The 25,606-nt window shown below is 45.1% G+C and carries 32 protein-coding genes; 12 read left to right on the top strand and 20 right to left on the bottom strand.

All coding sequences use genetic code 11. The features are described 5' to 3' along the window. Positions 1-37: 37 nt before the first annotated feature. The 6 genes from LCM20_RS14020 to LCM20_RS13995 form a co-directional block, all read right to left on the bottom strand. Positions 38-1,285 (bottom strand): hypothetical protein, encoded by a 1,248-nt coding sequence (locus LCM20_RS14020; RefSeq protein WP_225196104.1) that lies wholly within the window; start codon positions 1,283-1,285, stop codon positions 38-40. Continuing rightward, the gene (locus LCM20_RS20195; RefSeq protein WP_225196103.1) at positions 1,282-2,496 is read right to left on the bottom strand and encodes a DUF58 domain-containing protein; all 1,215 of its coding nucleotides are present in this window, start codon (positions 2,494-2,496) and stop codon (positions 1,282-1,284) included. Before LCM20_RS20195 ends, LCM20_RS14020 begins: the two co-directional genes overlap by 4 nt. Further along, on the bottom strand, positions 2,493-3,446 hold the full coding sequence (locus LCM20_RS14010; protein ID WP_225196102.1) for an AAA family ATPase: 954 nt from the start codon (positions 3,444-3,446) through the stop codon (positions 2,493-2,495). Before LCM20_RS14010 ends, LCM20_RS20195 begins: the two co-directional genes overlap by 4 nt. Positions 3,447-3,584: 138 nt before the next feature. Next, positions 3,585-4,496, bottom strand: coding sequence for a glycine betaine ABC transporter substrate-binding protein (locus tag LCM20_RS14005; RefSeq protein ID WP_225196101.1), 912 nt, complete (start codon positions 4,494-4,496; stop codon positions 3,585-3,587). A gap of 139 nt (positions 4,497-4,635) precedes the next feature. Further along, complete coding sequence (locus LCM20_RS14000) at positions 4,636-4,827, bottom strand: YfhD family protein (RefSeq protein WP_225196100.1); 192 nt, start codon at positions 4,825-4,827, stop codon at positions 4,636-4,638. A 128-nt stretch (positions 4,828-4,955) separates the two neighbouring features. Continuing rightward, positions 4,956-6,125, bottom strand: coding sequence for an MFS transporter (locus LCM20_RS13995; protein WP_225196099.1), 1,170 nt, complete (start codon positions 6,123-6,125; stop codon positions 4,956-4,958). A gap of 132 nt (positions 6,126-6,257) precedes the next feature. Here LCM20_RS13995 and LCM20_RS13990 point away from each other — a divergent pair, with 132 nt between their 5' ends. Further along, positions 6,258-7,016 carry a TrmB family transcriptional regulator gene (locus tag LCM20_RS13990; RefSeq protein ID WP_225196098.1) on the top strand — a complete coding sequence of 253 codons (759 nt, stop codon included), beginning with the start codon at positions 6,258-6,260 and terminating at the stop codon, positions 7,014-7,016. A gap of 22 nt (positions 7,017-7,038) precedes the next feature. On the opposite strand, the gene LCM20_RS13985 is transcribed toward LCM20_RS13990, so the two are convergent. Beyond that, positions 7,039-7,278 carry a hypothetical protein gene (locus LCM20_RS13985; RefSeq protein ID WP_225196097.1) on the bottom strand — a complete coding sequence of 80 codons (240 nt, stop codon included), beginning with the start codon at positions 7,276-7,278 and terminating at the stop codon, positions 7,039-7,041. Positions 7,279-7,330: 52 nt separating this feature from the next. Beyond that, complete coding sequence (locus LCM20_RS13980; RefSeq protein ID WP_225196096.1) at positions 7,331-7,918, bottom strand: serine/threonine protein kinase; 588 nt, start codon at positions 7,916-7,918, stop codon at positions 7,331-7,333. Positions 7,919-8,037: 119 nt separating this feature from the next. Here LCM20_RS13980 and LCM20_RS13975 point away from each other — a divergent pair, with 119 nt between their 5' ends. Beyond that, the gene (locus LCM20_RS13975) at positions 8,038-8,628 is read left to right on the top strand and encodes an alpha/beta hydrolase (RefSeq protein ID WP_225196095.1); all 591 of its coding nucleotides are present in this window, start codon (positions 8,038-8,040) and stop codon (positions 8,626-8,628) included. Positions 8,629-8,669: 41 nt separating this feature from the next. Here the strand turns inward: LCM20_RS13975 and LCM20_RS13970 are convergent, their stop codons facing one another. Next, positions 8,670-8,930, bottom strand: coding sequence for an alpha/beta-type small acid-soluble spore protein (locus LCM20_RS13970; protein ID WP_225196094.1), 261 nt, complete (start codon positions 8,928-8,930; stop codon positions 8,670-8,672). Then, positions 8,914-9,096: a YozQ family protein gene (locus LCM20_RS13965; RefSeq protein ID WP_225196093.1), complete on the bottom strand. Its 183-nt coding sequence runs from the start codon at positions 9,094-9,096 to the stop codon at positions 8,914-8,916. Before LCM20_RS13965 ends, LCM20_RS13970 begins: the two co-directional genes overlap by 17 nt. 105 nt (positions 9,097-9,201) lie before the next feature. Here LCM20_RS13965 and LCM20_RS13960 point away from each other — a divergent pair, with 105 nt between their 5' ends. Both LCM20_RS13960 and LCM20_RS13955 read left to right on the top strand, forming a co-directional pair. Next, complete coding sequence (locus tag LCM20_RS13960) at positions 9,202-9,453, top strand: DUF3949 domain-containing protein (protein WP_225196092.1); 252 nt, start codon at positions 9,202-9,204, stop codon at positions 9,451-9,453. A gap of 46 nt (positions 9,454-9,499) precedes the next feature. Continuing rightward, positions 9,500-9,637, top strand: a complete 138-nt coding sequence (locus LCM20_RS13955; RefSeq protein WP_225196091.1) for a hypothetical protein — start codon at positions 9,500-9,502, stop codon at positions 9,635-9,637. Between the two features lie 10 nt (positions 9,638-9,647). On the opposite strand, the gene hpaB is transcribed toward LCM20_RS13955, so the two are convergent. Both hpaB and LCM20_RS13945 read right to left on the bottom strand, forming a co-directional pair. Next, positions 9,648-11,072 (bottom strand): 4-hydroxyphenylacetate 3-monooxygenase, oxygenase component, encoded by a 1,425-nt coding sequence (hpaB, locus tag LCM20_RS13950; RefSeq protein ID WP_263622105.1) that lies wholly within the window; start codon positions 11,070-11,072, stop codon positions 9,648-9,650. 114 nt (positions 11,073-11,186) lie between these two features. Further along, a complete protein-coding gene (locus LCM20_RS13945) occupies positions 11,187-12,119 on the bottom strand; it encodes an aldo/keto reductase (RefSeq protein WP_225196186.1) in 933 nt (310 codons plus the stop codon). Between the two features lie 141 nt (positions 12,120-12,260). Here LCM20_RS13945 and LCM20_RS13940 point away from each other — a divergent pair, with 141 nt between their 5' ends. Continuing rightward, complete coding sequence (locus LCM20_RS13940) at positions 12,261-12,671, top strand: VOC family protein (RefSeq protein WP_225196089.1); 411 nt, start codon at positions 12,261-12,263, stop codon at positions 12,669-12,671. A gap of 98 nt (positions 12,672-12,769) precedes the next feature. On the opposite strand, the gene LCM20_RS13935 is transcribed toward LCM20_RS13940, so the two are convergent. The 4 genes from LCM20_RS13935 to LCM20_RS13920 form a co-directional block, all read right to left on the bottom strand. After that, positions 12,770-13,345 (bottom strand): histidine phosphatase family protein, encoded by a 576-nt coding sequence (locus LCM20_RS13935; protein WP_225196088.1) that lies wholly within the window; start codon positions 13,343-13,345, stop codon positions 12,770-12,772. Further along, positions 13,346-13,828 (bottom strand): GNAT family N-acetyltransferase, encoded by a 483-nt coding sequence (locus LCM20_RS13930; protein ID WP_225196087.1) that lies wholly within the window; start codon positions 13,826-13,828, stop codon positions 13,346-13,348. Positions 13,829-13,885: 57 nt separating this feature from the next. Further along, a complete protein-coding gene (gene ilvD, locus LCM20_RS13925) occupies positions 13,886-15,583 on the bottom strand; it encodes a dihydroxy-acid dehydratase (protein WP_225196086.1) in 1,698 nt (565 codons plus the stop codon). A gap of 154 nt (positions 15,584-15,737) precedes the next feature. Continuing rightward, on the bottom strand, positions 15,738-15,893 hold the full coding sequence (locus tag LCM20_RS13920) for a DUF1540 domain-containing protein (protein WP_225196085.1): 156 nt from the start codon (positions 15,891-15,893) through the stop codon (positions 15,738-15,740). 213 nt (positions 15,894-16,106) lie between these two features. On the opposite strand from LCM20_RS13920, the gene murB reads away from it, so the two are divergent. Both murB and LCM20_RS13910 read left to right on the top strand, forming a co-directional pair. After that, positions 16,107-17,027, top strand: a complete 921-nt coding sequence (gene murB, locus LCM20_RS13915; RefSeq protein ID WP_225196084.1) for a UDP-N-acetylmuramate dehydrogenase — start codon at positions 16,107-16,109, stop codon at positions 17,025-17,027. Between the two features lie 127 nt (positions 17,028-17,154). Further along, positions 17,155-20,172 carry an EAL domain-containing protein gene (locus LCM20_RS13910; protein WP_225196083.1) on the top strand — a complete coding sequence of 1,006 codons (3,018 nt, stop codon included), beginning with the start codon at positions 17,155-17,157 and terminating at the stop codon, positions 20,170-20,172. A 34-nt stretch (positions 20,173-20,206) separates the two neighbouring features. Here the strand turns inward: LCM20_RS13910 and LCM20_RS13905 are convergent, their stop codons facing one another. After that, positions 20,207-20,905, bottom strand: a complete 699-nt coding sequence (locus LCM20_RS13905; protein ID WP_225196082.1) for an SDR family NAD(P)-dependent oxidoreductase — start codon at positions 20,903-20,905, stop codon at positions 20,207-20,209. A gap of 164 nt (positions 20,906-21,069) precedes the next feature. Between LCM20_RS13905 and LCM20_RS13900 the strand changes: the two genes are divergently transcribed. Together LCM20_RS13900 and LCM20_RS13895 are read left to right on the top strand one after the other, a co-directional pair. Further along, positions 21,070-21,621, top strand: coding sequence for a PadR family transcriptional regulator (locus LCM20_RS13900; RefSeq protein WP_225196081.1), 552 nt, complete (start codon positions 21,070-21,072; stop codon positions 21,619-21,621). Continuing rightward, on the top strand, positions 21,618-22,121 hold the full coding sequence (locus LCM20_RS13895) for a DUF4188 domain-containing protein (RefSeq protein ID WP_225196080.1): 504 nt from the start codon (positions 21,618-21,620) through the stop codon (positions 22,119-22,121). The genes LCM20_RS13900 and LCM20_RS13895 overlap by 4 nt, the downstream gene beginning before the upstream one ends. A 62-nt stretch (positions 22,122-22,183) precedes the next feature. On the opposite strand, the gene LCM20_RS13890 is transcribed toward LCM20_RS13895, so the two are convergent. After that, on the bottom strand, positions 22,184-22,678 hold the full coding sequence (locus tag LCM20_RS13890; protein ID WP_225196079.1) for a lactoylglutathione lyase family protein: 495 nt from the start codon (positions 22,676-22,678) through the stop codon (positions 22,184-22,186). A gap of 118 nt (positions 22,679-22,796) precedes the next feature. Here LCM20_RS13890 and LCM20_RS13885 point away from each other — a divergent pair, with 118 nt between their 5' ends. Next, positions 22,797-23,147, top strand: coding sequence for a winged helix-turn-helix transcriptional regulator (locus LCM20_RS13885; protein WP_225196078.1), 351 nt, complete (start codon positions 22,797-22,799; stop codon positions 23,145-23,147). Positions 23,148-23,165: 18 nt separating this feature from the next. Here the strand turns inward: LCM20_RS13885 and LCM20_RS13880 are convergent, their stop codons facing one another. Both LCM20_RS13880 and LCM20_RS13875 read right to left on the bottom strand, forming a co-directional pair. Next, positions 23,166-23,774: a YpjP family protein gene (locus tag LCM20_RS13880; protein ID WP_225196077.1), complete on the bottom strand. Its 609-nt coding sequence runs from the start codon at positions 23,772-23,774 to the stop codon at positions 23,166-23,168. A gap of 74 nt (positions 23,775-23,848) precedes the next feature. Continuing rightward, entirely contained in the window at positions 23,849-24,073 is a 225-nt protein-coding gene (locus tag LCM20_RS13875) for a hypothetical protein (protein WP_225196076.1), read from the bottom strand. 155 nt (positions 24,074-24,228) lie between these two features. Between LCM20_RS13875 and LCM20_RS13870 the strand changes: the two genes are divergently transcribed. Together LCM20_RS13870 and LCM20_RS13865 are read left to right on the top strand one after the other, a co-directional pair. Then, positions 24,229-24,855, top strand: a complete 627-nt coding sequence (locus LCM20_RS13870; RefSeq protein ID WP_225196075.1) for a spore coat protein — start codon at positions 24,229-24,231, stop codon at positions 24,853-24,855. Positions 24,856-24,956: 101 nt separating this feature from the next. After that, on the top strand, positions 24,957-25,586 hold the full coding sequence (locus LCM20_RS13865) for a LysE family transporter (protein WP_225196074.1): 630 nt from the start codon (positions 24,957-24,959) through the stop codon (positions 25,584-25,586). The last annotated feature ends 20 nt before the right edge of the window (positions 25,587-25,606 follow it).

Below are 25,606 nucleotides of genomic sequence, written 5' to 3'. Positions count from 1 at the left end.
TTTTACAAGTATGTTACCTAAAAAAGGAGCCATTAAACTAATTTTCCTCTGAGGAATATTGTTTTTTTTGTGCCGCCTGCTTCAATTCATGGTTCAGCTGTTCCATCTCAATGAAAAACTGTTTCTCCTCTTCAGGAGTCAGGTCCTCTGATCCGTAGCGCACCTTCTGGTATAAAGAAGTATGCTGAACTTCTAATCCTAGGCGGTCAAACCACTCGGAAATGGACTCATTTCCGGAACGTCCCATACCTAAGCGGGAAGCGTCCTGTTCAAATTTCTGAAACTGTTTACGAATGCGGTTATCCGCTTTTGAGCGGGAGAACTTGAACCCGGACGACATCCCATCCTGTCCATCTGTGGCCCATTGATAGCTTTGATACGTAAGCCCGGCATCCTCTTCCACTTCCCGTGTTCTTCTTTTGTTGAATCTGTAAAGAACAAATAAAGCGATCAGCACAGCCCCACCTACCGCAAGGATGACTCCCCATTGCGTTGCTTCTCCAACAGCATTCACGACAGTTCCATCGTATTCTGCACCTTCCTCAGGTCGAAATGGTGTCATGTTTTCCTCCACCTCTACTGGCTCCTCACCTAACTGCTGTTCAGCAGGACGGATTTGGGAAACATCGATTCCAAAAAAGGCTAAGGCGTCCAAAAATCCGGTGAATCCTTTCAGAAAGATGAAGCTGATGACGCTCCACACAACGCCTATGACGGACCTCAGGCCCGGGAGAAGAACCATGACAAGGATGACTGTGACCGGCACAGCAACCGCATAGATCGACAGGCTTCCTTTTCCTTTCGAGCGATCTGCCTTTGATACTTGGTAATAATGCGATAGATTGTATCCTCCAAGTAATACGACAAATTGAATAAGCAGCGCAACAAGCAATGCTGCGTCTTTATAGAAGATCAGCCCGACAAAGGCGATGATCGATGTTGAAAGAAGCAGCGCATGTTCGTTTTCAAAATCGGGATCCACTTCCAGTGATTGATACCGCCATACCGCAGCACCAGCCAACGCCAATCCCACGAGCCAGTAAATGCCTGTAAGCAGGCTTACCGCGATAATGAGAATGGGCACAGCGACTACTCTAATCCGATACGCTTCATAACGTGAAGTCAGAAGCAGTGCGACTAGAGCAGTGACGATCACTGTCAGATAAGGAATTAAAGAAAAAGAAAGGCTTAGCCAGTCTGCCAGAAGATAAAGCAGGAAGTATGCAAGTAACGCCTGACTTAAGAATTGGTAGGATACCGTCATCCATTTCCGACCTTGTATCATGCGATATTCCCCCTTTTCCCTGCCCTGACAAGGATAGGCTGTTCCTGTTCGACATCAAGGATAAATACGGAAATCCCCTGGGTCTGCCACTTAGTGATGTAACGCTCACAGCTTGGTGGCACTTCTCCCAACAGCAGTACCGTTCTCCGCTTATACATCGACTTATCAATCCGATACATCAGCTCTTCCATCGGCATGATGAGACGGTCTTTCATCATTCTCGCGAGCAATTCCAGCGACTGTTTCAGCTGTTGGGCGCCCTGCCCTTCTGGTTGATAGAAAAATGGTCGATGGTGCGGCCTTCTCATATTCAGCGCCATATCAAACGTGTAGGAACGCTTCGAAGCTTCATGACAGATATAGCTCGCGTAAGACATCAAATCCTCGAAGTGCTCGGAGGGGTATTGGTTACCCAGCCTCGTCCGCTGAGAGGTGTTTACTAAAATCGTCCAGCTCCTGTCCACTTGACGCTCATAAACCTTCGTCTGCAGCTCCTGCGTTTTAGCACTTGCTTTCCAGTGAATCCGATGAAAGGGATCTGATGACACATAATCCCTTGTTCCGATGGGTGTTAACAAATCCTCATAGGGAGAGACTGTGGCAGTCTGCTCTCCGATCGAAAGATGAAACACATCATCAATCCCATAAACGGGCTTCTGTTCCGGGTAGACGATCACTTCCGTTTCATAGTTGAATTGGTAATCCAAATGAACGGGCTGGAACTTAATAAGGTGAGGATACTTGAATTTCATCTCCGAAAATTTCGTAACCCCTCTTTTTTCAGCTGTGATTGGAACGGTCACACCTGAATCCCCTTTCTCAATCAAGGAGAGAGGCAGTTGGTATTGGTACCCCTTCTGAGCTTCACGCGTGAAGGATTCATGCCCTTTCACCATTTCATCTGATTTAAAGGATAGCTGCCCATTCAATACCGGAGCTCTTGATCCATTGCTCATCCAAAACGTCAACTCCGTCTTCTCACCTGGAAACAAGCGGACAGACCTCTTCTCATTTTTCAAACTTAGCTGTGTTCCACCGAAGCGGTCATACGCTTTACTGAGCAGCCAAACCGCTGTAAGAAGGGCCGTTGGGATGAAAAGAAGAGATTGGTTGAGCACAAAACCAGTCAGCCCGGTTAACAAAATGAGCGCGAGAAGGAAGTCGTAGTATCGTTCACTTTCCTGTCCTAATACCTTTTTCCATTCCTTCACTTCGCGGACCCTACTTCCACCGGTACGGGTACCGACTCCACAATCTCTTTGACCACCTGTTCGTTTGACTTACGAATCGCTCCTTCCATTGAGAGCACGATACGATGCTCAAATAAATAAGGAGCAAGGAATTTCACGTCCTCTGGGATTACGTACGTTCTACCTTGCAACAACGCTCGTGCTTGTGAAGCCCTCATGAACGCAAGCGCACCACGGGTACTCATCCCTAGTGCAACGTCATCGTTTTTTCTCGTCAATCGCACTAAGTCGAGCAAGTAATTCATCGTATCATCTGCAAGCGTTACTTCTTTCGCTTCCTCTCTTAACTTCAGTACCGCTTCGATACTGATTTCCTGCGAAAGGCTGTCCATCGGTTCGTCCATCTGATAGGCAAGAAGGATGTTCTTCTCCTCCTCATCTGACGGGTAGCCCATATCCAGCTTAAATAAGAACCGGTCAAGCTGTGCTTCAGGCAGCGGGAACGTTCCCTGGTTCCCTTCTACAGGGTTCTGCGTCGCCACAACAAATAAGGGCGCATCGATTTGAAGGGTTTCACCATCGACTGTCGTCTGCTTCTCCTCCATGACCTCGAGCAGACTCGACTGGGTCTTCGGTGTTGCACGGTTGATCTCATCGGCTAGTAAGATGTTTGTCATTACAGGTCCCTTTCTCAGCTCAAACTCCTGAGTCTTCGGGTTAAAAAATTGAATACCTGTGACATCACTTGGCAGCACGTCCGGCGTGAACTGCACGCGGCTGAATTTACCGTTCATCACTTTCGCAAAACTCTTCGCGAGCTTCGTCTTCCCCGAACCCGGAACGCTTTCAAGTAACACATGTCCACCTGCAATCAACGCTGTAAACAAAAGTTCAACTGTATCTTCTTTTCCTAAAATAACTTTATTGATGGCCTCCTGGGCACGGGACACCTCTTCTTTATGTAACGTCATAGCTTCTCTCTCCTTATTATGTAAAAAATCTGACTTTTTACAGTGTAACACGTTTAAGATGGTATTTCTCTGTCAATCCATCAACATTCTACAAAAGAAGCCCCTTCTGTCCGCCATGGACAAAAGGGGCTTCTCGTATTATTCCATCCAAGAGTTGATGAGATCTTGGTTTTCATCGATCCAATTTTGAGCTCCTTCTTCAGGAGAATCGGCTTCATTCAGAGCAGCCATCAAGCTTCCGAGCTGTTGGTCGTTCAACTTGAAGTTGTCCCACCACTGTGTAACTTCTGGGTAGTCCTCAGCAAAGCCTTGACGTGCAGCATAGGAGATGTCTTCTTTCTCTCCATATACGCCTTTTGTATCTTCAAGGAATTTAAGGTCCATTTCTGCAAATGCCCAGTGTGGCTTCCATAGAGTTACCACAATCGGCTCCTCGTCTTCGATGGAATTCCGAAGTTCTGCTGTCATCGTCGGACCAGAGGAAGGAGCAAGAGACCAATCCAGGTCATACTCTGTCAGCGCTTCTTCTGTCAGAGTCATCAAGCTTGCGCCAGCGTCGATTCCAACAATTTGGTTTTCCTCAAAAGCGTCTGTCGTCTTCAAGTCTTCAATCGTATTGACGTCTTCCATGTACGTCGGAACAACAAGGCCAAGCTCTGTTCCTTCGTACCATGTTTCGCGCCAGTCAATTTCATTTTCGTATTTCTCATAGTATGGTGCATCTGTGTTCGGCAGCCAGATTTCTGTACCGATATCCAAATCACCTGAAGAGAGTGCTTCATATAAGAAGCCTTTCTCTACATTCTTAAGCTCGACCTCATAACCCTGCTCTTCAAGGATCAGCTTCCACATGTTTGATACGGCAACGTTCTCAGCCCAGTTGTTCATTCCAATGCTGATGCTGCCTTTATCTTCTGCTGTTTCAGAGGCTTCTTCACCTGAGTCACCTGTCGCTTCATCCGGCTCTTCATTTTCCCCACCACACGCGGCGAGAAGGACTAGAAGTGCGCCCAATAGAAGGGCAGGCATCCATGTACGTAAGTTTTTCACGTCATTTCCTCCCTATGTTTATAAGTATTATGTTTTAAATCACAATTTTGTATTATAGCATAAAAGGAATTTAGTTCAAACAATGTATTCTGTACAAATTAAACAGAGGCAGAATATGAACTGCCTCTGTTTTAGAGACTTATTGGTTATTCTGTCGTTTATGAGCTCGTTCGTCTGCTTCCCTACTTCTTTCCAGCGCTTCAAAGTCATCCTGATCGGCAATTTGCTCAGAAAACTCTACATCAATACCCGGATGCTTCTCCTGGTCAGGAGTTTGGGGAAGGTTTTGTTTTTTCTTCCCTTTTGAATGGCGATGTTCATCTCTACCCATTATGATTCCCTCCTTGTTTGGAACACGCTTATTTTCCCTCTTACAAGCTTTCCTTATACTTAATCTCCAAAAAGAGGCTGACCCACAAGTGGTCAGCCTCTTTGCACGTAGTATTCTGTTCAACACACTCAGGACTCTGAACCTGCCGCAACTACACTACTCTGCCCTCTCGTAATCGAGAAATAAGCCGTAGCGAGTGCCAGAAGAATGAAGAATCCTCCTACCGTTGCGTTGTTCGAGACGGATGCCTGTTCGATGACCAGTCCACCAACAGACGACCCTGCCGCAATACCAAAGTGCAACGCAGAGTTATTCAAGCTCTGTTGAATGTCAGAAGTTTCTGGAGCTGATGTGATCAAATAGTTCTGTTGAGCAGGTGTAATCGCCCAGCTAAGAGCACTCCAAACCACCATGACGATTAAGAACAACGGCAGCGAGAACGTCACATACGGGATGAGGAAGATCGCAACAGCGAACGCGATAATGATGCCGATGATGCTTCTCTCTGACCCGAAGCGATCCGATAACGTGCCCCCAATTCCGCCACCAAGGACAGCAGCAACACCAAAGACAAAATATACAATGCTTACCCATGTAGCGCCCAGTCCTAATTCTGACTTAAGGAATGGTGTTAAATAAGCATATAACGTGAGGTGTCCTGTTAAGAAAATAAAGGAGGTCAGCTGTGCAGAGAAAATCTTCTGATCCTTCAATGTCTGCAGTTGCTTTTTAATCGGGATGATCGGCTTCGGTTGAATTGACCCGAGTGTAAACGCAACGGCTGCCATCGATAGAAGCGTGAGAACGGCAATGAATAAGAATGGTGCGCGCCAGCCGAATGCATTTCCTATCGTCAGTCCAATCGGTACACCGAGTACAAGGGAGCCACTGATCCCCATAAATATAATTCCAATCGCACGCCCGCGGTATTTCGCCTCAACGATTTGTGAGGCAATGGTGACAGCCAGTACGACTAAGAGCGACCCACTAGCCGCTGTTATAATTCGTGCGGCCATGATGACACTATAGTTCGGACTCCAGAAAGCGAGCAGATTGCCGAGGAAAAAGATGAACAATGTAATCAACGTCAGCTTTTTCCGCTCGTATTTAGCCGTTGCCGTCAACAGAATAGGAGACGCAATGGCGAAAACGACGGAGAAAATCGTAATCAACAGTCCAGCCCGACCAAGGCTGACTCCCAGATCATTTGCGACAATATCCAGAAGCCCCCCAATAATCAGCTCGACTGTCCCGACAACAAACGAAACAATGGCAAGCAAATATACTTTTTTATTCATAAAATGATCCCCTTTTGTTTTAGTTACCACTACAATGGTAACCATTAATACTAACTAAAACAAGAGGAAATTTTACGTACAAGAAGGAAGCGTGTATTCTTAAGTGAGGATTACTGCGAGAAGAGGGATCAGATGTTACAAAAGTTTGGATTCACCCAGTACGAAAGCCAGGTATTTGAGGTTCTGACTGCAAGCGAGGAGCCTCTTGATGCGACAACGGTCGGGAAGTATTCACAAGTCCCAAAGTCGAAAGTTTATGAAGTGTTGAACCGCCTCATGGACAAAGGTCTATTGAAAACCTCCTTTACCAACCGAAAGAAGCTTTATACAGCGCTCCCGTTAGACACCACAATCAAAAAACTGACAGCGGAATTTGAAGCGAATGTGGAAGAATTGAAAAGCAAAGAATACACGATGACAACAAATGATGATCGGGTCTGGACGATTCAAAATGCAGAAGCCATTTCTTCTCTTTCTCAGGATCTTGTGGAGAGAGCAGAGTCGAGCATTCACATCTCAGGATGGAGCGATGACCTGAGTCGACTGCTTCCATTATTGGAGCACAAGCAACTGGAAGGCATTACGGTCGAACTGCTGTCAGTTGGAGAGATGAGTACGAGGCTTTCAGATGCCCATATCCTTATGCCTGATCAAAATCACCAAGCACTCGAGAGGCACCAACTGCTCATCATTGATGGAAAAGAAATTGTACTCGCTGGAGTCGAACACGATGAATGGCAGGGCATCCAAACTCAGTCCAGTCCACTCGTCAAATTTTTTACCGAGTTCTTCTACCATGATGTAGCCCTTACGGAGATTACGAAGAAGTATGAAGATACGTTGAAGAAAGACGAACAGATCCAAAGTATTCTAATGAAATTGAGATATTAAAAAATCCCGGCCATGGCCGGGATTATACTTTCTCTACCCTATATACTTTTTTCTCACGGAAATATTTTTCACCGTCGTCATCATTGTGTTCGAAGAACCCTTCGTAAGCGTCCAACACTTTGTATTCCCGCTCAGGTTCGTTGAACAATTGATTCTCATTGTTGGAAACGAGCACAACATCTGTGGTCGAGACGAAGCTGTCTAATTCCTTAGCTTGATAATTCTTTCCCACTTCCAAGTCACTCAAACGATAAGCTGTCATGTGTATCTTCCTCCCTTTTTCCATTCCATTCCCAGGAAGGTCTTTCTCTAAACTAGATCGGGAGCAGCCTTTTTCGATAAAGCTGGATGACACATTCAATGAATAATCTCGGGTATTTTTTCGGGAAGTAACGTCGCTGATAGTACATATAGTAAGCTTTCTTCAAATCTTCCCACTGAGGACATTCTTCCTCCTGCGTGAAGCGGGCGACATCGATTACTTTGATTCGACCGTCTTCTGTCAGCATAATATTTTTCAAGTGGGTATCGGATGGATTGAGTCCAAGGCTCCTGACAAATTGGAGCGCCCGGTCAACCTCATGGATCATGTCTTCTGTAATCGGGATTCCTTCGACCAAGCAGTCGTAAAGCGTACGCCCCGTTACATATTCAATTACTAAATAACCTTCTCCCGCTTCGTACACTTCCGGAAAAAGATCATGTTTGGAAATTCTCTGATATACGTCCGCTTCCACTTCAGCAATAGCCTGGCACGACGGATAGAATACTTTCACAACACGGTTCGTTTCTTTACATTTAAATACAACCGCACTTCTCCCCTGGCCAATCCATTCGAAGCGGTCGGGATATGAGGCAAGGCTATCATTATGGAAGATAACTTGCTCAACGAATGCTTTCATCATGCTCTCCCCCATGAATGCATTTGTCTTATTTAGCTTATTATATCAGAACGCTCAGCCCTTTTTACGGAATTTGCTTCGACATGTGTTAGAATCTTCTTAAAAAGGAGAAACGACCTATGCTTGTTGAAGAAAAAGAAACAGACAGGCTTTCATACACACATATCCAGCAAGGCTCTTCACGTGTTTGTATCATGCTGTCCGGAGCCAGTTATTCGTTTGACCGCCCTTTATTATATTATTCGACCATGGTGATGTTACGTCATGGGATAGATGTTGTGCACGTCCACTATCCTTATTCAAAAGAGCAGCTCCAACAACCTAAAGTCGACCTGGCAGACCTTATGTATCACGACCTTCATTCACTCGTTCATGTCATGCCGACCTACGAGGAACAGCTATTTTTAGGAAAATCCATAGGAACAGTTCCTTTACTTCTTAAGCCTTTACCAGCTAAAGCCTTGATCCTGCTCACTCCGTTATTAAAAGAGGAATCCATCAGGCAGGCATACTTAACCCATCCATCACACATGCTTACAATCATGGGTGATGAGGACCCTCATTTTTCAGATCAAGCTTGGAGGGGTGTACCTTCTCCTAAAAAAATCATTCCTGGCGCGAACCACTCGCTGGATGTAGGGATGGACGCTGAATCCTCCATTACGGCGATCCAAAAAGCGATGGAGGAATTGGCACGTTTTATCTCGTGACAAAGAGAGGCCAATTTTGGCCTCTCTTTACAAAGCAATGCTTACTTTCCGTCAGTTTGCTGTAATTGCTGCTCAGCCCGACGGACAAGCTCTTTCACCATCTGCCCACCTAAGGATCCTCCGACTTTGCCTGCATCCCTCGTCGACATTTGACCGTTGTACCCTTTCTGCATCGGAATCCCTTTTTCTTTCGCTATTTCGTATTTCGCTTCTTCAGGGTTACTCGTGTTGGCAATATCAGATTTAAGCTGATCCAACCCCGCACGTGCTTCTGGTACAAGTATTTTATTTTTTCTGCTCATGATTCTTTTTCCCTTTAGGAAATCCCTCTCGAGGAATTTCCTCGCCTTCATGGCTGATCAAGTTTCCATCCTTGTCCACCTGATCGATCTTTCCATCAATCGTTCCCTCCATATAAGAGTCAGAGGCTTGTTCTTCTGTAATACGCTGATCTTTTTCATTTCGCATCCTTCATTCCTCCTTCTTCATTAGGTTCTGCGAAAAAGAAAGAATCATTCGATTGAAACGGATTAGACGGAAGATCGTATCTATTAGAGAAGGGAGTTTTTTCCTATGTTGATAAGAGCCATTTTTATAATTCTAATCGTATTTAGTTTAATAACGCTGATGATGGTCCCCATCCAATACCGCTACCTGATAGGCGTGAAGGAAGAGCAAGAGAAAAAGAACAAATCCCAAAACCAGTACTATGAAGAGATGCCTATCCAAGAAGAGGTACTCCATGCAAACAGTCAAGTCAATCCTCTCTTCCTTCCGGCAAACTTTATAGCGTGGCTGATCTTGAAATTCCAGAAAAAGCTATAGATAAGAAACACTCCGTTTACCTAAACTAAGTGCGGAGGTGATCGACATGAGCAAGAAAAGCAATGCACAGAAGAGAAAAAGAAACGAAAGTGTAAATCCGCAGGGTCTGACAGAAGACACAGCGGATCAACACCCCTCCTCCCAGCCCGAACAACGGGCAAAGCACTCCAATAGAAAAGGCTGACGTCTATACGTCAGCTTTTTTTATGAAGAAATTCTTTGGCATATGCCATGACGTCTTCTTTATGAAAGGAACGGTAAATCATCTGTTCCAGGCGCACTGGATCCCCGAAGAAAAATCGTTCATAGAGTGTTTGCCGGGAACCAAAAGAACTCATGGATACGTCCCAGGCAAGCCGAAACAGCATGACTTTGTCCTGCCCGTTTGATTCGTCCGTCCGGAGATAGTGGGTTAAATCGTCCTTTAGAGAAGAATGGAAGTCCGCATCAGAAGGAAGCGTGACGAGTCCGCTTGCTCCAAGCAACTGGATGATTTCCATAAACCGTGGATAGTTCTTTTGGAATTCATTAATCGCCGTATATAAAGGCATACGAGCAGGCACCATCACACCTGCCTCATCTTGTTCAGCTTTCATTTCGGACGCATGAAGAAGAGCTTCCATTGATTCCAACGCCTTCATGATCTCCGCCACTTTGCTTTGAACATGAGGATATTCACTGATTTGAATCTCCTCAACCATATTTAACGCAAGCCCCAAAGCAAACTGGGTTTTCACGACCTGCCTGGATACAATCTGATGAAGAGTGAAAGGAGCGAATTTTCCTTTGATATAAAAATCGTTTGCTGCCCGAATATTGTCATGCAGAAAAACACGCTCCCACGGGACCACTACGTCATCAAAGAAAACTACAGAGTCCACTTCATCAAACCGTGAGGAGAGCGGTGAATTGAAACGATTGTCATCCTGTTTGAACGAAGACCGGCACACAAATCGAAGCCCCGAAGTATCAGTCGGAATCGAAAACAAATAGGAATACTCCCGCTTAGCAGCATTAGGTGCGGAATACACGATAATTTCATCTGTCATTCCACCTTGTGTAGCCAGAAGCTTAGCCCCTCTTATAACCAAACCTTCCTCGTTGCGATCCACGATTCGAGCATTTAAATCGACTTCATCTAAAAACGATAAACTGGAACGATTATTTTGTGGGTTAATAAAGGTGTGTGTAAAGGACCAATCTTCTTCCCTAGCTTTTTTATAAAAATGGAGCAGACGATCCGGGAAACAGTTCTGCTCATTTTCCAAGAGATTTGCCGACGCCGCAAACGCAGCAAGGACTGTATTCATATAATCCGGGCTCCTCCCCATCATTCCCGCTGAATACTTTGCCCATGTCTGAACCATTTCCCGACGCCGGACCAAGTCCTCTTTCGAACGAGGGATTAAGTATGAAGTTCCAAAAGTGCTGTCGTCTTCTGATGTGACCATCACAGATTTGTGCAAAGGATCCTTTTGTAAATCGTAGAGCTCTGCCTGGCTATGGATCACACCTCGAAAAGCAGGATGGTCAATCACATCGTTAACTTCCTTGCCGTCATACCAAACAGAGCTCTTTAATGATTGAATACGGGTCTTGTACGCAGCTCCGTTGATCATATTCACCACTCCCCATGCCAAAATATCGATTGGGGGTATTATATTGGGCGGACGTGCTTTGCGTGCCTGGACAAGGATTACATAAAAAAACCTGCCCACGGGCAGGTTTCTCGATCAGGAGAAAATCTCGTCAATCATTTGACGTTCTCCATCTGTCAATTCGACCTTTAATGCATGTAGATTATCCACCACTTGTTCTTTTCTTTTTGCTCCTGGAATGACGGCATCAATAGACGGCTGAGTTAGGTACCATGCCAGAACAATATGAGGGACATCCACTTCGTTACGCTCAGCAATCGGACGCAGCTTCTCTACCTTCGCTAAATTTTCTTTGAAAGCCTCACCTTGGAAGAGCGGATTTTCAGCACGAAAATCATCAAATATTGTATGCTCATCATACTTTCCTGCTAACAGGCCGGATGCAAACGGGAAGTATGGAACAAATGAAATGTGGTTCGATGCCGTGTACGGCAGCATTTCTTTTTCTGCATCTCTTTTAAACAGATTATACTCCGACTGAATGACATCCACATAACCGTCCTGGTTGGCTTCCTTCAATTGGTCCACAGAGAAGTTCGATACACCAATGGAACGTATTTTTCCTTCGTCCTTCAATTCCTTCAGTGCACCAACAGCCTCATACTTCGGAGTGCCCTCATCCGGAAAGTGTATATAATACAAGTCGATATAATCCGTCTGCAGCCTTCTCAAGCTTGCTTCCACCTGTTCCTTCAAGAAATCAGGACGGTTGTTGAATACGACGTCATCCCCTTTGAATTGGTGAGCTCCCTTCGTCGCAAGCACGATGTCACCGCGACCCCCGTTCTCTTTCACAACTTGACCCACAAGCTCCTCTGAGCGTTCCGGGCCGTAAATAAACGCCGTATCTAAAAAGTTCATGCCGTGATGCAGGGCAGTACGAACAACGTCCTTCCCAACTTCTTCGTCTAGATTCGGGTAAATATTATGACCTCCGACCGCATTGGTTCCTAGACCGATCGGGTTAATGGACAAATCAGATTTCCCTAACTGAATCTTTTCATTCACGCGTAACATCCCTTTCCTCATAATATTTCATAACTCTCATTCCACTTGAGAAGAAAACTAAACACAAATACGAACAAATGTTCTTGATTTTCTGGGTGATATTGGATACAATAAATCTATAATCTTTGAAGGAGTGATTTCATGAAGCATCAAGCAACTCCCTATTTCACGTTCAACGGATCAGCAGCAAAAGCACTGGATTATTATAAAGAGGTGTTCAATGGAGAGATTACTCATCTCCAGACATTCGGACAGGCTGAATTTGAAACGCCCCCGGAAATGGACGAACGAATCATGCACGCTCGATTCACAAAAGGTGATTTTCACTTCATGGTCTCCGACTCTTTCCTGGATCAAGAAATCGTTCCAGGGACAAACATATCTCTTGCTCTTGAACTTGAAAGCTCAGAAGAAATTCAAACGTACTATGATCGTCTAAGGGAGAATGGCACAGTATTAATGGAACTTCAGGACACGTTCTGGGGTGCTGTTTTTGCAAAAGTTAAAGATGCCCATGGAATAATATGGGATTTAAATTTTGAAAAACCTTAAAAACCCACCTTTGATCCAAAGCTTGTAGGCAGAAATATAAACGGGCAGAGTTTAGACCTCCAAACTCTGCCCCAAAATCCATCAATTCTGTACCACTATCAAAATTCCAGATGCTCCACGCAGTTAAAGGTCTCCAGTGACCAACGTCCTGTGCTATCGACAATTTCTGAAATCGACGTGTTGTGTATATGTCCATCTAACACATCACCTTCGATCAGATCTCGAATAAGGTGACTAATCAACGCACCATGGCTGACAACTAAAATCTTCTCACCTTTATGATGAACCAGCATGTCCTCTACAAATTGTTTCCCTCTATGTAAGAACTGTTCTTTCCTCTCAGCCCCGAGGTCAAGGTCCCTCCAATCAGGTCCCCATTTCTCTATTCTCTCTTCTTCTGTCGTCCCTTCAACTTGTCCTCCGCCTACTTCCACTAACCGCGCATCTTCAACAAGGGGAACCTGGAGTTGTTCTTGAATGATACGGGCCGTTTCACTGGCACGTGAAAGTGGGCTCGTATAGATCCTGTCCCATTGTTCTTCCGCAAGTCTTGAAGCAAGCTTTTCTGCCTCACGCTTTCCCTCTTCATCAAGGGGGATATCGGAAGAGCCTTGCGCTCTACGTTCTTTATTCCACTGTGTGCTTCCATGACGAATAATCCCTAACCTGGTCATCTAATCGCTTCCCTTCACTATCTTCTTATAATAGACTTCCTCGTCATTACGGAAGGCTTCTTTAAAACCAAGAGCCTTGTGCGCTTGATGACTTCTGACGTTTTCCACTTCGACGTCTGAAACTAGTTCACGACACCCTTTCTCCAGCGCCCATATCTCTGCGGCCTCCATTAATAGACGACCGTCCCCTTGCTTTCTGTGTTCAGCATCCACATACCATCCTTCGACATAGGCAACAGGCGTGGAGACAGCAAACGAAACAGAAGGGCGCAGCGAAATCTCAATGAATCCCCCTAAACGGCCACCCGGCCTTTCCACCACATACACCTTCCATGTGATTTCATCCTCATAGAACGGGATGCCATTCACCATGTTATGAATATCCTCAACATGCTCATCCTCACAAGCATGTGGCCAAAGGGTCTTTCTCATTCGAAGGTATTCATCTTTCTCTGATTCAACATCCCGCACTGTTCGAATCACGGCTTTCCCTCCTTCAAATAAAGAGCAGAGGCCGCATTATGCGACCTCTGCTTCTCATCAATCTAAATCTAAATCCGTTACAGCACCTTTGGCAGAAGAAGATACGAGACGAGCGTATTTGGCCAAGACACCTGTCTTGAACTTCGGCTCTGGACGCTGCCACGCTTGTCTGCGTCGTTCAAGTTCTCCGTCTGATACATCCATATTCATTTCCTGTGTATCGCTGTCAATAATCACGGTGTCTCCGGATTGCAGGAGACCGATCGGCCCACCGACAGCCGCTTCAGGAGCAACGTGACCAATGACAAATCCGTGGGATCCTCCTGAGAAGCGGCCATCCGTGATCAGGGCGACTTGACCACCAAGACCTTTCCCGACAATCATCGCTGTAATGGAGAGCATCTCCGGCATACCCGGTCCACCTTTCGGCCCTACATTACGAATGACCAATACATCTCCTGCTTTGATGGCATCCTTCTCAATGGCTTCGGTTGCCTCAGCTTCACTATCATACACGCGGGCCGTACCTTCAAATCTGGAGATTTTCTGCCCGGACATCTTCGCAACGGCGCCCTCCGGGGCAAGGTTTCCTTTTAATACGACAAGTGGTCCGTTCGGTTTGATCGGCGTTTCTAACGGAAGGATGACTTTCTGACCTTCCTTCAGCGGAGCCGCTTCCGCCAGGTTCTCCGCGACCGTCTTCCCTGTAACTGTCAGGCAATCGCCGTGCAGAAGACCATGCTCGTGCAACAACTTCATAACAGCTGGGACCCCGCCACTTTCATATAGGTCCTGCATCACGTATTTTCCGCTTGGTTTCATATCGGCAATATGTGGAACATTTTGACGAACACGTTCGAAATCATCCAACGTCAAGTCAACACCAGCAGAGTGCGCAATCGCCAACAGGTGGAGGAACGCATTAGTCGATCCACCAAGTGCCATCACGACCGTAATCGCATTTTCAAAGGCTTCTTTTGTCATGATATCGCGAGGGTAGATGTCACGTTCTAACAGTTCAAGAACCATCTCTCCAGCTTGGTGGCATTCCTGCTCTTTGTAATCTGCAATGGCCGGAGTAGAAGAAGAACCCGGAATACTCATTCCTAATGCTTCTACAGCTGAAGCCATCGTGTTTGCCGTGTACATCCCACCGCAGGCACCTGCACCCGGACAAGCTGAACATTCCACTTTGTGAAGCTGTTCGTCATTTATCTTCCCTTCGTGGTATTGCCCGACTGCTTCAAAGGATGACACGATATCAATGTCTTCTCCATTCAGTTTACCTGGTTGAATCGTTCCCCCATACACATATACCGCAGGAAGGTTCATTCTACCAATTGAAATCAAACACCCTGGAGTGGTCTTGTCACAGCCACCGATTGCAACAACACCGTCCAACCGCTCTGCATTCATAACCGTTTCAATGGAGTCTGCGATGACTTCACGGCTCGGCAGGGAATAGTTCATGCCTTCATGCCCCATCGCAATACCATCAGCTACCGTAATCGTATTAAAAATCATCGGTGCTCCGCCACTTTCACGTGCACCATTCTTCGCTTCCCGTGCTAAACGATCAATATGTACGTTACAGGGTGTTACTTCACTCCACGTACTCGCTACACCGATCATCGGTTTCTTAAAGTCTTCGTCTGTAAAACCGACTGCTCTCAGCATCGATCGGTTCGGTACTCTGTTTACACCTTCACTGATCGCTTTACTTCTGATTCGTAGGTCTTTTTTTGTTTTATCCATTGGTTCCACCCCTTTATCCGTGTTGTTTATAATGATGATACTAACTTGAAGTGGACTTGGCAATCATTTTTCAGAAAATAATCAAGATTCTATATATTGAAACGCTTACAAAAAAGCCCACCCGATCTATGGGTGAGCTTGTGCAGGTCTTTGACTAACGAGCAGGCTCAAACGTCTTACAGTCGGTTTCCTGACTGTTATGAGCCTGACGCCCGCTGTGACTAACGACAAAAATTTCATCCGCTCCACAACTCTTACCGTGAAGGTTATGGACACAGTTTGAAACTTCGCAGAGTACATCCTTTGCCATCATCACACACCTCCCTACACGCTTACTATGCGACATAAGAGAAAAGTTATCCCACCAATTCCTCCCGTCACTTTCGTTAGAAATATGATAAAATATAAAAGGCGTAAACGAACTTTCTGACAAAAATACACATACTATAAGCATAAAAGGCGGATTCTTTACATCCGTGACTAAGCAGCGTGAAGAAAAAACAACTCAAATAGGATTGGTGTTATGAAAAGCAAAGAAAAGATTTATCATAAACTGATGGAACTTGTTCAAAAAGAAAATGTCAAAGTCGATGAAATGCTGAAGGACCACTTGTACACCAAACTAGGTGGAAAAGCAGACTTTTTCATCACTCCGACTTCATATGAAGAAGTACAGCATGTCGTCAAGCTTGCCAAGGAAGACCACATCCCGTTCACCCTTCTCGGGAACGGATCGAACTTGATCATTCGAGATGGCGGCATTCGTGGTATTGTCATCAACTTAAAACACTTGAATCAGATTACGTGTGACGGGCATTCAGTCGTCGCTCAAAGTGGATCCAGAATCATTGATGCTTCGAGATATGCTCTACGTCAGAACCTATCCGGGCTCGAATTTGCATGTGGAATTCCGGGGACTGTCGGCGGAGCCTTGTATATGAATGCAGGAGCCTACGGGGGAGAAGTCAAGGACGTCCTCGACCATGCCCTCGTGGTCGATCGAGACGGAAATCTCGTAAAGCGTGAAGCTTCTGAATTGGATCTGGATTACCGGACCAGCAACATCCCTGAGCGAGGAGATATCGTGGTAGAGGCTACCTTCCACCTGAAACCTGCTTCATTCGAAGAGATTAAAGCAGTCATGGATGATTTGACTCACAAGCGGGAATCCAAGCAGCCACTGGAATACCCGTCATGCGGCAGCGTGTTCAAGCGCCCACCGGGATATTTTGCAGGCAAACTCATTCAAGACAGCGACCTGCAAGGGACCAATATAGGCGGTGCGGAAGTGTCCACCAAACACGCAGGTTTCATTGTCAATAAGGACGATGCTACCACATCTGATTACATCTCACTGATCGAACACGTACAGAAGACAGTCCGAGAAAAATTCGGTGTAGAGTTAGAAAGAGAAGTTCGAATCATTGGAGATGAGAAACATTAACAACGTATTAATAAATTGAATCGAATCGTTAATGAAAAGTTCAGCAAAATCTGCTGAGCTTTTTTATTTTTCTACTCAATATGCTAATATACTTGTAATTTCTACATCATATGTGGGAATATGGAGGGTGAATAGTCTAATTTACCTGATCCATAAATACCACCTGAAGGGCTGTGAACGTATGCTGGGCAACCGATCCTTGATTCAGACCTTACTCAGCCGCTCTAAACATGATCCTAAACGAGATCTTGAAGTACTGAACATGTATGCTTCTGCATTTAAAAAGCATCAGGAAATCACCTATATCCTTGATAAGGAGTCTCGGATCGTAAGGTACAATCAGAACCTTAATCATCTGCTCGGTTATCACAGCGATTTGTCAGGTAAACTCGGAACATACTTAAGCCGGAATGACCATTACAAATACCTGCTTATGATCAGTAAAGCCCTTAACGGCCATCCCGTCTCACTCGACCTTCTGGTTAAAACGAAACAAAAAGACTCTTTGCACCTACACTTTGATTGTACACCGATTGAATTCGAACACTCCACAATCGGCGCATGCATCGTCATTAAAGATTGCAGCAAGTCAAAACTGTCTCAAGAAAATTTGCACTTCAATAAGATCGTACAGCCTCCTCCCAAGCCGACCATCCGACTAAGTTCATGGGAATGTGATTTTACCACCGGTGATATAAAAGGTACGAAAAGCTTCTACAACATGTTCTATGTACCCAAGGATACAGCCTCCCGCCTCAATATTTCTGATATTTACTCTCTTATTCATAAAGATGACTATGATGAGTTCATCCAACTGACCTATCAATCCATATCCAGTCAAGACACGTTTTCAAAAGAGTTTTCCATCAACTACTCTGAGCAGGGCAAGCAATATATAAGAGCGGTTTGGCGTACCTTTATGTCAGACGACTGCCATCATAAATTAATCGGTATCGCAGAAAACACGACTGTCCAAAGAGAATTAGAGGACGACCTTAACTTTGATATTTCTCAACTCAAAAATATGCACGACCACTTAAACGGTGTCGTATGGAACTTAGATGTAAAAACGAACCGCTTTTTGTACGTTTCAGGGGGCATTGAGAACATTTATGGAGTCTCTCATCAAGAATTTATCGAAAACCCGAACCTATGGAATGACCATGTTCCCGATGAAGACCAAGATAAAATTGATGAGCATTATAAAAAATTACAAGCTGGCGAGTCCGTTTGTTATGAGCACCGGATCCACCACAAGAATGGAAACATCATCTGGGTCGAATCTGAGTGCATTCCCAAATTAGATAAAAAGGGAAACCTGTATCAACTATTCGGCTGCGTCCGTGACATTACGGAATCGAAAGCGATGAAAGCGATCATTGAATACAATGCTACCCATGATTATTTAACAGGTTTACACAACCGTCTGCACTGCTATCAAACAATGGAAGAGTGGTCGAAGGAACCTGATCGACCATTCAGCTTTATCTACCTTGATCTGAAAAGACTGGCTTCTATTAATGAAACACTTGGATTTAATGTCGGGGACGGAATCCTGAGACAGATGGCGCATCGAATCCAAGAGGTCCTGTCTGAAGAAGTATATACAGCAAGAGTTGGTGGAGGTACATTTGCGCTTATGATACGTGATTTCGAGAACGAGGAAGACGTCTACCAAGTCACCCAGGACATTTTGGAAAAAATTGAACCGTCCTTCCAAGTGAGCCATTTTGAACTTATTGTTGAAGTGCGGATGGGCGTCAGCTTCTTTCCGAATGACTCCGAGCATGCGAGCAAACTGCTGCAGCTATCAGGCTTGGCTCTGCAAAGGGCAAAAGAACTGGATTTTTCAAATATGCAGGTTTACCACCAGTCCAATGACCTTTTCGCCCAGAAGCGATATGAGTTGGAGAAGGATTTACGGCATGCTATTCAAAACAAAGAACTGATTTTATATTATCAACCAAAGGTAAGACCCGCGAATCACACGATTGCAGGGCTCGAAGCGTTGATACGTTGGGAGCACCCGACGTGGGGGATTGTGACCCCGAATGAATTCATTTCACTTGCTGAAGAAAGTTACTTGATTTCTGATTTAACAGTCTTCGTAGTGGAAGAGGCCTGCCGACAGCTTCATGAATGGCACGAGGCCGGGCTTCCCTATCGCATCATCTCTGTCAATGTCTCACCAAGCTGCTTTCTTGACAAGAACTTCATGAAAGCCGTGAAGGAATCTTTACACTCTCATAATCTAAATGGGAAGTGGCTGGAAGTAGAGGTTACGGAAACGACGTTGTTAAAGAATCACGAACAGCTGATTCAGTGCTTTAACGAGCTAAGAGCTCTAGGTGTAAAAATCGCCCTTGATGATTTTGGGACAGGCTATTCTTCATTAAGCTACATTAAAGATTTCCCGATTGATACGATCAAAATTGATAAAAGCTTTATCGATCAGATTGGAACAACCCAGAAGGATACTCATACCAATAAGGAAGAGCAATTGGTGTCGACGGTTATTTTCCTTGCCCATGCCATGAAGCTGACGGTCGTTGCAGAGGGAGTCGAAACGAGAAGACAGCTGACCTTCCTGACCCAGAAGGACTGCCATGAAATCCAAGGCTATTTATATTCAAAACCGAAGCCTGCAGACGAAATATTCGACCTTTTGGAATCTGGGAAAATCCTGCCATGCCCTGCACCGATCAAACCCGATGTAGAACAGCGGGAGCATTACAGGGTGCAGTTCGACTCACCCGTCAGAACGAGAATGAAATTGACACAGGTACGCGGAAAAGACGTAGATGTCGGCTTCACAGAAGTACTGATGAAAGACTTAAGTATAGGCGGGTTGAAATTTGTCTCTGCGCTTAATATACCGGTTCGTCCAGATGTGAAAATTCAGTTCGAGTTGAGTTTATTAGGACAGACTCTGAATGTTCAAGGACAAATCATGTGGAAAAACGAAATGAAATACGATACGTATGATTATGGCGTGCAATTCAGTGTCAGCGAAGTCGAGGAAGCAGCGTTATCCAAGTTAGTGAACAAACTGTCCGTCATTACTTCGAAAAAGCTTGAATGTCCGGATACCCCTTTCGTCTATGAGGATGCCTATGCACACGTTCACCGAATGGCTCATCAATAACAAATGTAAGAGCTGCCACGCGCAGCTCTTTTTTCTAGAAGGACAGCTCTTCCCGATCTCGGAAGAACTTCCCATTCGGGCCGTCCTCATCAAGCTGAGAAAGCCAGAGAATCCCTTCCATAGCCTCGCTCGGTTCCCGCTTCGCTTTTTCGCCTCCAAGGTCTGTTTTCACCCACCCTGGGCTCACTGAATTGACCTTGACATTCTTTCGTCGTGTTGAACCTGCGAACAAACGGGTCAAAGCATTCAAGCTGTACTTCGATGCTTTATAGGCGCCCGCCATTGGAGCATCCATCGCTGAGCTGACGCCCATTTCCGCCCCAAGATTGACCACTCTTCCGTAGTTATTCTCCAACATAACGGGAAGGAAAGCCTGCATAAGAAAGTAAGGACCGAAGTAGTTGACCAACTGAATGTCCTCGAAGGTCACAGTGTCTACATCGAGGATCGACTGCTTTTTATCAGGGAAGATTCCGGCATTATTGATTAATACGTCGAGCTTTCCGTCCTCCGCTAATATGTGTTCTTTAAGACCCCCTATTCGATCGGGTTGAGCGACATCACAAAAAATGGAATGAACCTCTAACCCTTCATCCTGCAGTATTGACGACGCCTTCTTGCCTTTTTCCTCGTCTCTTGCTCCAAGCCAGACTTTAAACCCTGCTTCTGCCAGCTGCCGGGCAGCCTCGAATCCGATCCCTCGGTTTGCCCCCGTTACTAAAACATTCTTCATCACAATCCCACCTTCAACATTTTGTTTCCTTCCTCATTCCCTCCCTTGTCCAGGGCACACCTTTTAATACGCTCCGATCGGTTTTGCGTATTGCCTTCAGGCTCAAGTAGGTTTATCATATATAGTAAGATGATATATATCAATTAGATATAGGTGATGAAGATATGACAACGAACCATACGAAATTCGCCATTCTCGGCGTACTGACTACAGGATGCCGATCAGGCTATTCCATTAAACAGATGATCGACACATCTTTGAATCACTTCTGGAAAATCAGTTACGGACAAATCTACCCTACTTTAAAAAAACTCGTAGATGAAGGACTGGCCTCTGTACAAGAGCATGCGCAGGAAGACAAACCAGACAAAAAAGAATACCACCTGACCGACAAAGGCAAGGAAGCTCTTCACGCCTGGCTCGCTGAACCCTTGGAAAGCATTCCTAAGGAAAAGAACGAATGGCTTTTGAAATTGTTTTTCAGCCGTCACCAGGACCGCTCGAACACCCTTGAATTACTCAAGAACTATCACCAGAACCTGCAAAGCGTCTATACGAATTATCAGGCGATTGAAGAGATGATCCGCAGCAATCATCAAGACGATGAAGATGCGATGTACTGGCTGTTCACGTTGGATTACGGAAAACGTACGACCTATGCCGCCATTGAGTGGAGTGAAGATACCATAAGAGCTTTTAAGGAGGAGAAACGATGAAGAAGGTCATTGCTGAGCGTTTCACGGATGCCCATGAAGGGGATGTTGTCGTGTTTATTATCGGGATGCGTGTGAATAAGTGGTGGGCGGTTCATAAATGGCTGCCCGTTTTCAGTGCCATGCCCGGGATGATTAAAGAATTGTACATCAACAAAAGCCTCGGCTTCTTATCAACTGAAATGTTTTTCGGTCGAACAGTGATGCTCGTTCAGTACTGGCGCTCTTATGAAGAATTGTCCGCTTATGCCAAAGGCCACCAACACCTTCATGCATGGAAGAACTTCAATAGAAGGATCGGAACAAACGGTTCTGTAGGCATTTATCACGAGACCTATATCGTGCCAAAAGAGAACCGCGAAGGCATCTACGTCAACATGCCTCCATTTGGATTATCGAAAGCTTCAGGCTATGAAAAGATCACCCCTGCTACGGCCACTTCAAAGAAAAGACTTGCCACAAAAGATGCTTCATCACTGAATCAAGACCAAACACAGCCTTAATTCAATAAGTAGGGAGCTCAGCCACAAACCGAACTCCCCCTTCCAGTAAAACTCTATATTGATTAATAAGCCCCTTTGGAATACGTCAGCTCATAACTATGCGTATAGATCTCGAATACATTTCCAAACGGATCTTCCACATACACCATTTTATATGGCTTTTCATCTGGATAATACTCACGGATCGGCATTCTCTGCTTACCGCCGTAAGCTTTGATTTTTTCAACGATTCCTTCGATGTCGGGATCTTGGATACAGTAATGGAAAATGCCTGTCTTCCAATACTCGAAATTATCCTCCGGCTTTTCATTATGACCGAACTCGAATAATTCTACTCCAATGCGGTCCCCTGTAGACAAGTGGGCGATTCTGAACTCTTCCCAGTCATTGCCGAAGACATCACGACACATCTGCCCGACTGGCGTATCGTCGTTATACACCATAGACGGTTCCATTAAGGTGTACCACCCGAATACTTCTGTATAAAATTTCACGGCTTCATCAAGATCTGGAACGGATAAACCAATATGAGAAAAACTTCTTGGATAAGGTTGCATGTGCAATTCCTCCTTGTAAATGATTTGACGCTTTTATCTTACACGCTTACGATAAGTAGCGAAAGAATGCACTTTTTTGTGAGAAACTAACGTAAAGGTTAGTAAGGAGAGATAATCTATGGATCAAACGCCTGTCGATGAAAACGGAAAGTTGAAATGCTCGATTGAATATACATTAAGAAAAATCGGCGGAAAGTGGAAGAGCGTGATCTTATGGCATCTTGGCATGGATGGGACACACCGCTACAACGAACTGCGAAGGCTGCTTCCAGGTGTAGCACACAAGATGTTGAGTCAACAGTTGAAGGAATTAGAAGAAGATGGATTCATTCAGCGGAAGCAATATGATGAGATCCCACCGAAAGTCGAATATTCGATGACGGAGGAAGGAAAGACGCTTCTTCCTATCCTCGAAGCCATGCACGACTGGGGTGAATCTCACAGAAGCCAAAAAAATGAGGGCGATTGATTCAATCGCCCTCATCTTCTATGACATCCACTTAGGTGGTGTATTCTTTTCCCAATAGATTTCACCAATCGCATGGTGTTTAGCAAAATTGTCTTCTTGTAAGTGATAGTGGAAGTTGAACCAGTAACCGTCCCCAGGTCTCTTGTCTCTTCTCACATCAAAGCGGGCTAGTTCTTCGCCTGTATGATGATTGATCACTGTGAAGATCTTCTCCCCATAACCTGGCGTGAGTTCTTCTGTAATTTCATAGTAAGGAAGCTCGTCCTCCCCTACTTCATCCAGGATAGAATCCACGATTTCCTCAATCTTTGGTAAGATCTCTTCCGTCATGTCACGATCTACTTTCTGGATAATACGCGGTCCCATTTTTGTCAGGGTTTGTTCTTTTGCCTGTTCTTTCATTTGATGGACATAATCGTCAGCCGTCAGAGGGATGTCTTCAGTCAGCTCGTCCTGTTCTGTTTGCACAGATTCCTCAATAAACGCTTCCCTGCCCTGTTCTTCAGGCTCTTGAGGTGCGATTTCTTTATTTTCTGGTGCATCAGCAGCATAGGTTGGCGGGATATAGAGTCCCAGCGTCAATACAGATACGAGTATTACAAATAACTTTCTTCCCCAAGTTGTCATTTCTGAGTCTCCCTTTCGATCCTCTTTCCCTCAATTTTATCATGAATCCCTTTTCTATTTATGTATCAAAAGTGTCATTTTTCTGAATGAATCGTAACGGGCATACGATCATGTGCTGTCAAAGTGTAAACGCGTTTGTCTTCCTGGACGAATGGCCCTTCTAATTCCAGTCCATTTGATTTAGCCATTAAAGCAAACTCTTCTGCGTCGTCCACAATCACCTGAAGGACTTTTCTTTCGCAGCGATTTTCTTTCACCGAATCCACCGATGTCACATGTCGATAACTTAATATTTTCAACCCTACGCCTCCTATTGTTTGAAAATTCACTCATATACCTCAGCTTAACATGAATCGACATTTTTGTGTGAATATATTATAACGTTTTCAATGAAGCACATGATTCTCCTTCCTTAGGGAAAGATGAAGACGTATAACATTAGAGGAGGATTTTCATGCAGAATCAACAACAACCCGCTAACCAACAGAACCAACAGCCTATGATGAATCAAAACCACGGGGGTCATGAACTGTTTGACGCACACGAAGTCATCGCCGGTATGATCAGCTTGCTCGATCAATACCAAATGTATGATCAGCACATTCAAGATCCTGAACTGAAAGACATTCTGAAGCGTCAATCCGATTTTGTTACACAAACGTACAACACGATTGTCCACAGCTTCTCAAGTGGACAGGATCCTGCAACACCTACCCAGCAGTACAAAATGACGCAGAACAACGATGCCGTATATGGAGTGAAGCCTGGACAGCCGAAGAAGCCGAACCAATCCGTCAGCGACCTGTCGGACAAAGGGCTTTCCGCCTACATGCTGGGTCAGACGAAATCACTCGCTTCCCTTCTTTCCATGACATCTCTTGAAATGACGAACCCTGTTCTGAGACGTGTCATCGCAGACAGCATTCCGAACTTTATCGAGATGAGCTACGAAACCTTCTTATATCAAAACAAACACGGCTACTATCAAGTACCACAGCTGAACGCACAGGATATGAACGCTATGCTCCAAAGCTACACAGAAGCACCTGCCCAAACAAACCCGAACAACCCTATGCACTAACAAAAAGATGGAAGTCCAATGAAACGGACTTCCATCTTTTTTTCATAAGCTCGTCCTTTTTAAGATATAGTAGAAAGAGAATGGGTAAAGGGGGAGAACAGATGGCAGTGTTACTAAGTTATATATTACTCGGGGTCACTCTATCAGCACCTATGGGACCCATCAACGCGGCACAACTCGATAAAGGCATCCGCTTCGGTTTCATACATGCATGGTTGATCGGTCTTGGAGCGATGATCGCTGACGCTCTGATGATGCTCATGATATTTTTCGGTATTTCAAATTGGCTGGATCGTCCCTTTATCCAAACCTTTCTCTTTGCGTTCGGGTTCTTCGTCCTATGCTATACGGGAATTGAAAGTATCGTGAAGGCGTCTGCTCCGTCCCCTTCAGCTGAAGGCTTAGCGAGGGAACCTAGAAGAAGGTCATTCCTATCAGGGTTTCTACTGGCAATTTCCAACCCGTTGAATCTATTGTTCTGGCTCGGCATATATGGATCCATGCTTGCTCAAACCGCAGAGAATTACGAAGGCCGCCAGCTTCTTTTGTACAGTGGTGCCATTTTCATCGGCATTATGGCGTGGGATCTCACCATGGCTTCTGCTGCTGCCGGGGCAAGAAAATGGGTGAGTCCAGCATTCCTTCAGTGGATTTCTATTGTCTCAGGCATTATCCTGATCGGATTCGGAGTGTATTTCGGTTTTCAGGCTCTGAATCAGCTGATTAGTTAGACATACACCTAATGCCCGCT

Origin of the sequence: Halobacillus litoralis, assembly GCF_020171725.1 — a bacterium.
Lineage (GTDB): Bacteria > Bacillota > Bacilli > Bacillales > Halobacillaceae > Halobacillus > Halobacillus litoralis_F.
Note: the sequence above shows the minus strand (reverse complement) of the source record. Positions and strands in the feature narration are given on the sequence as shown.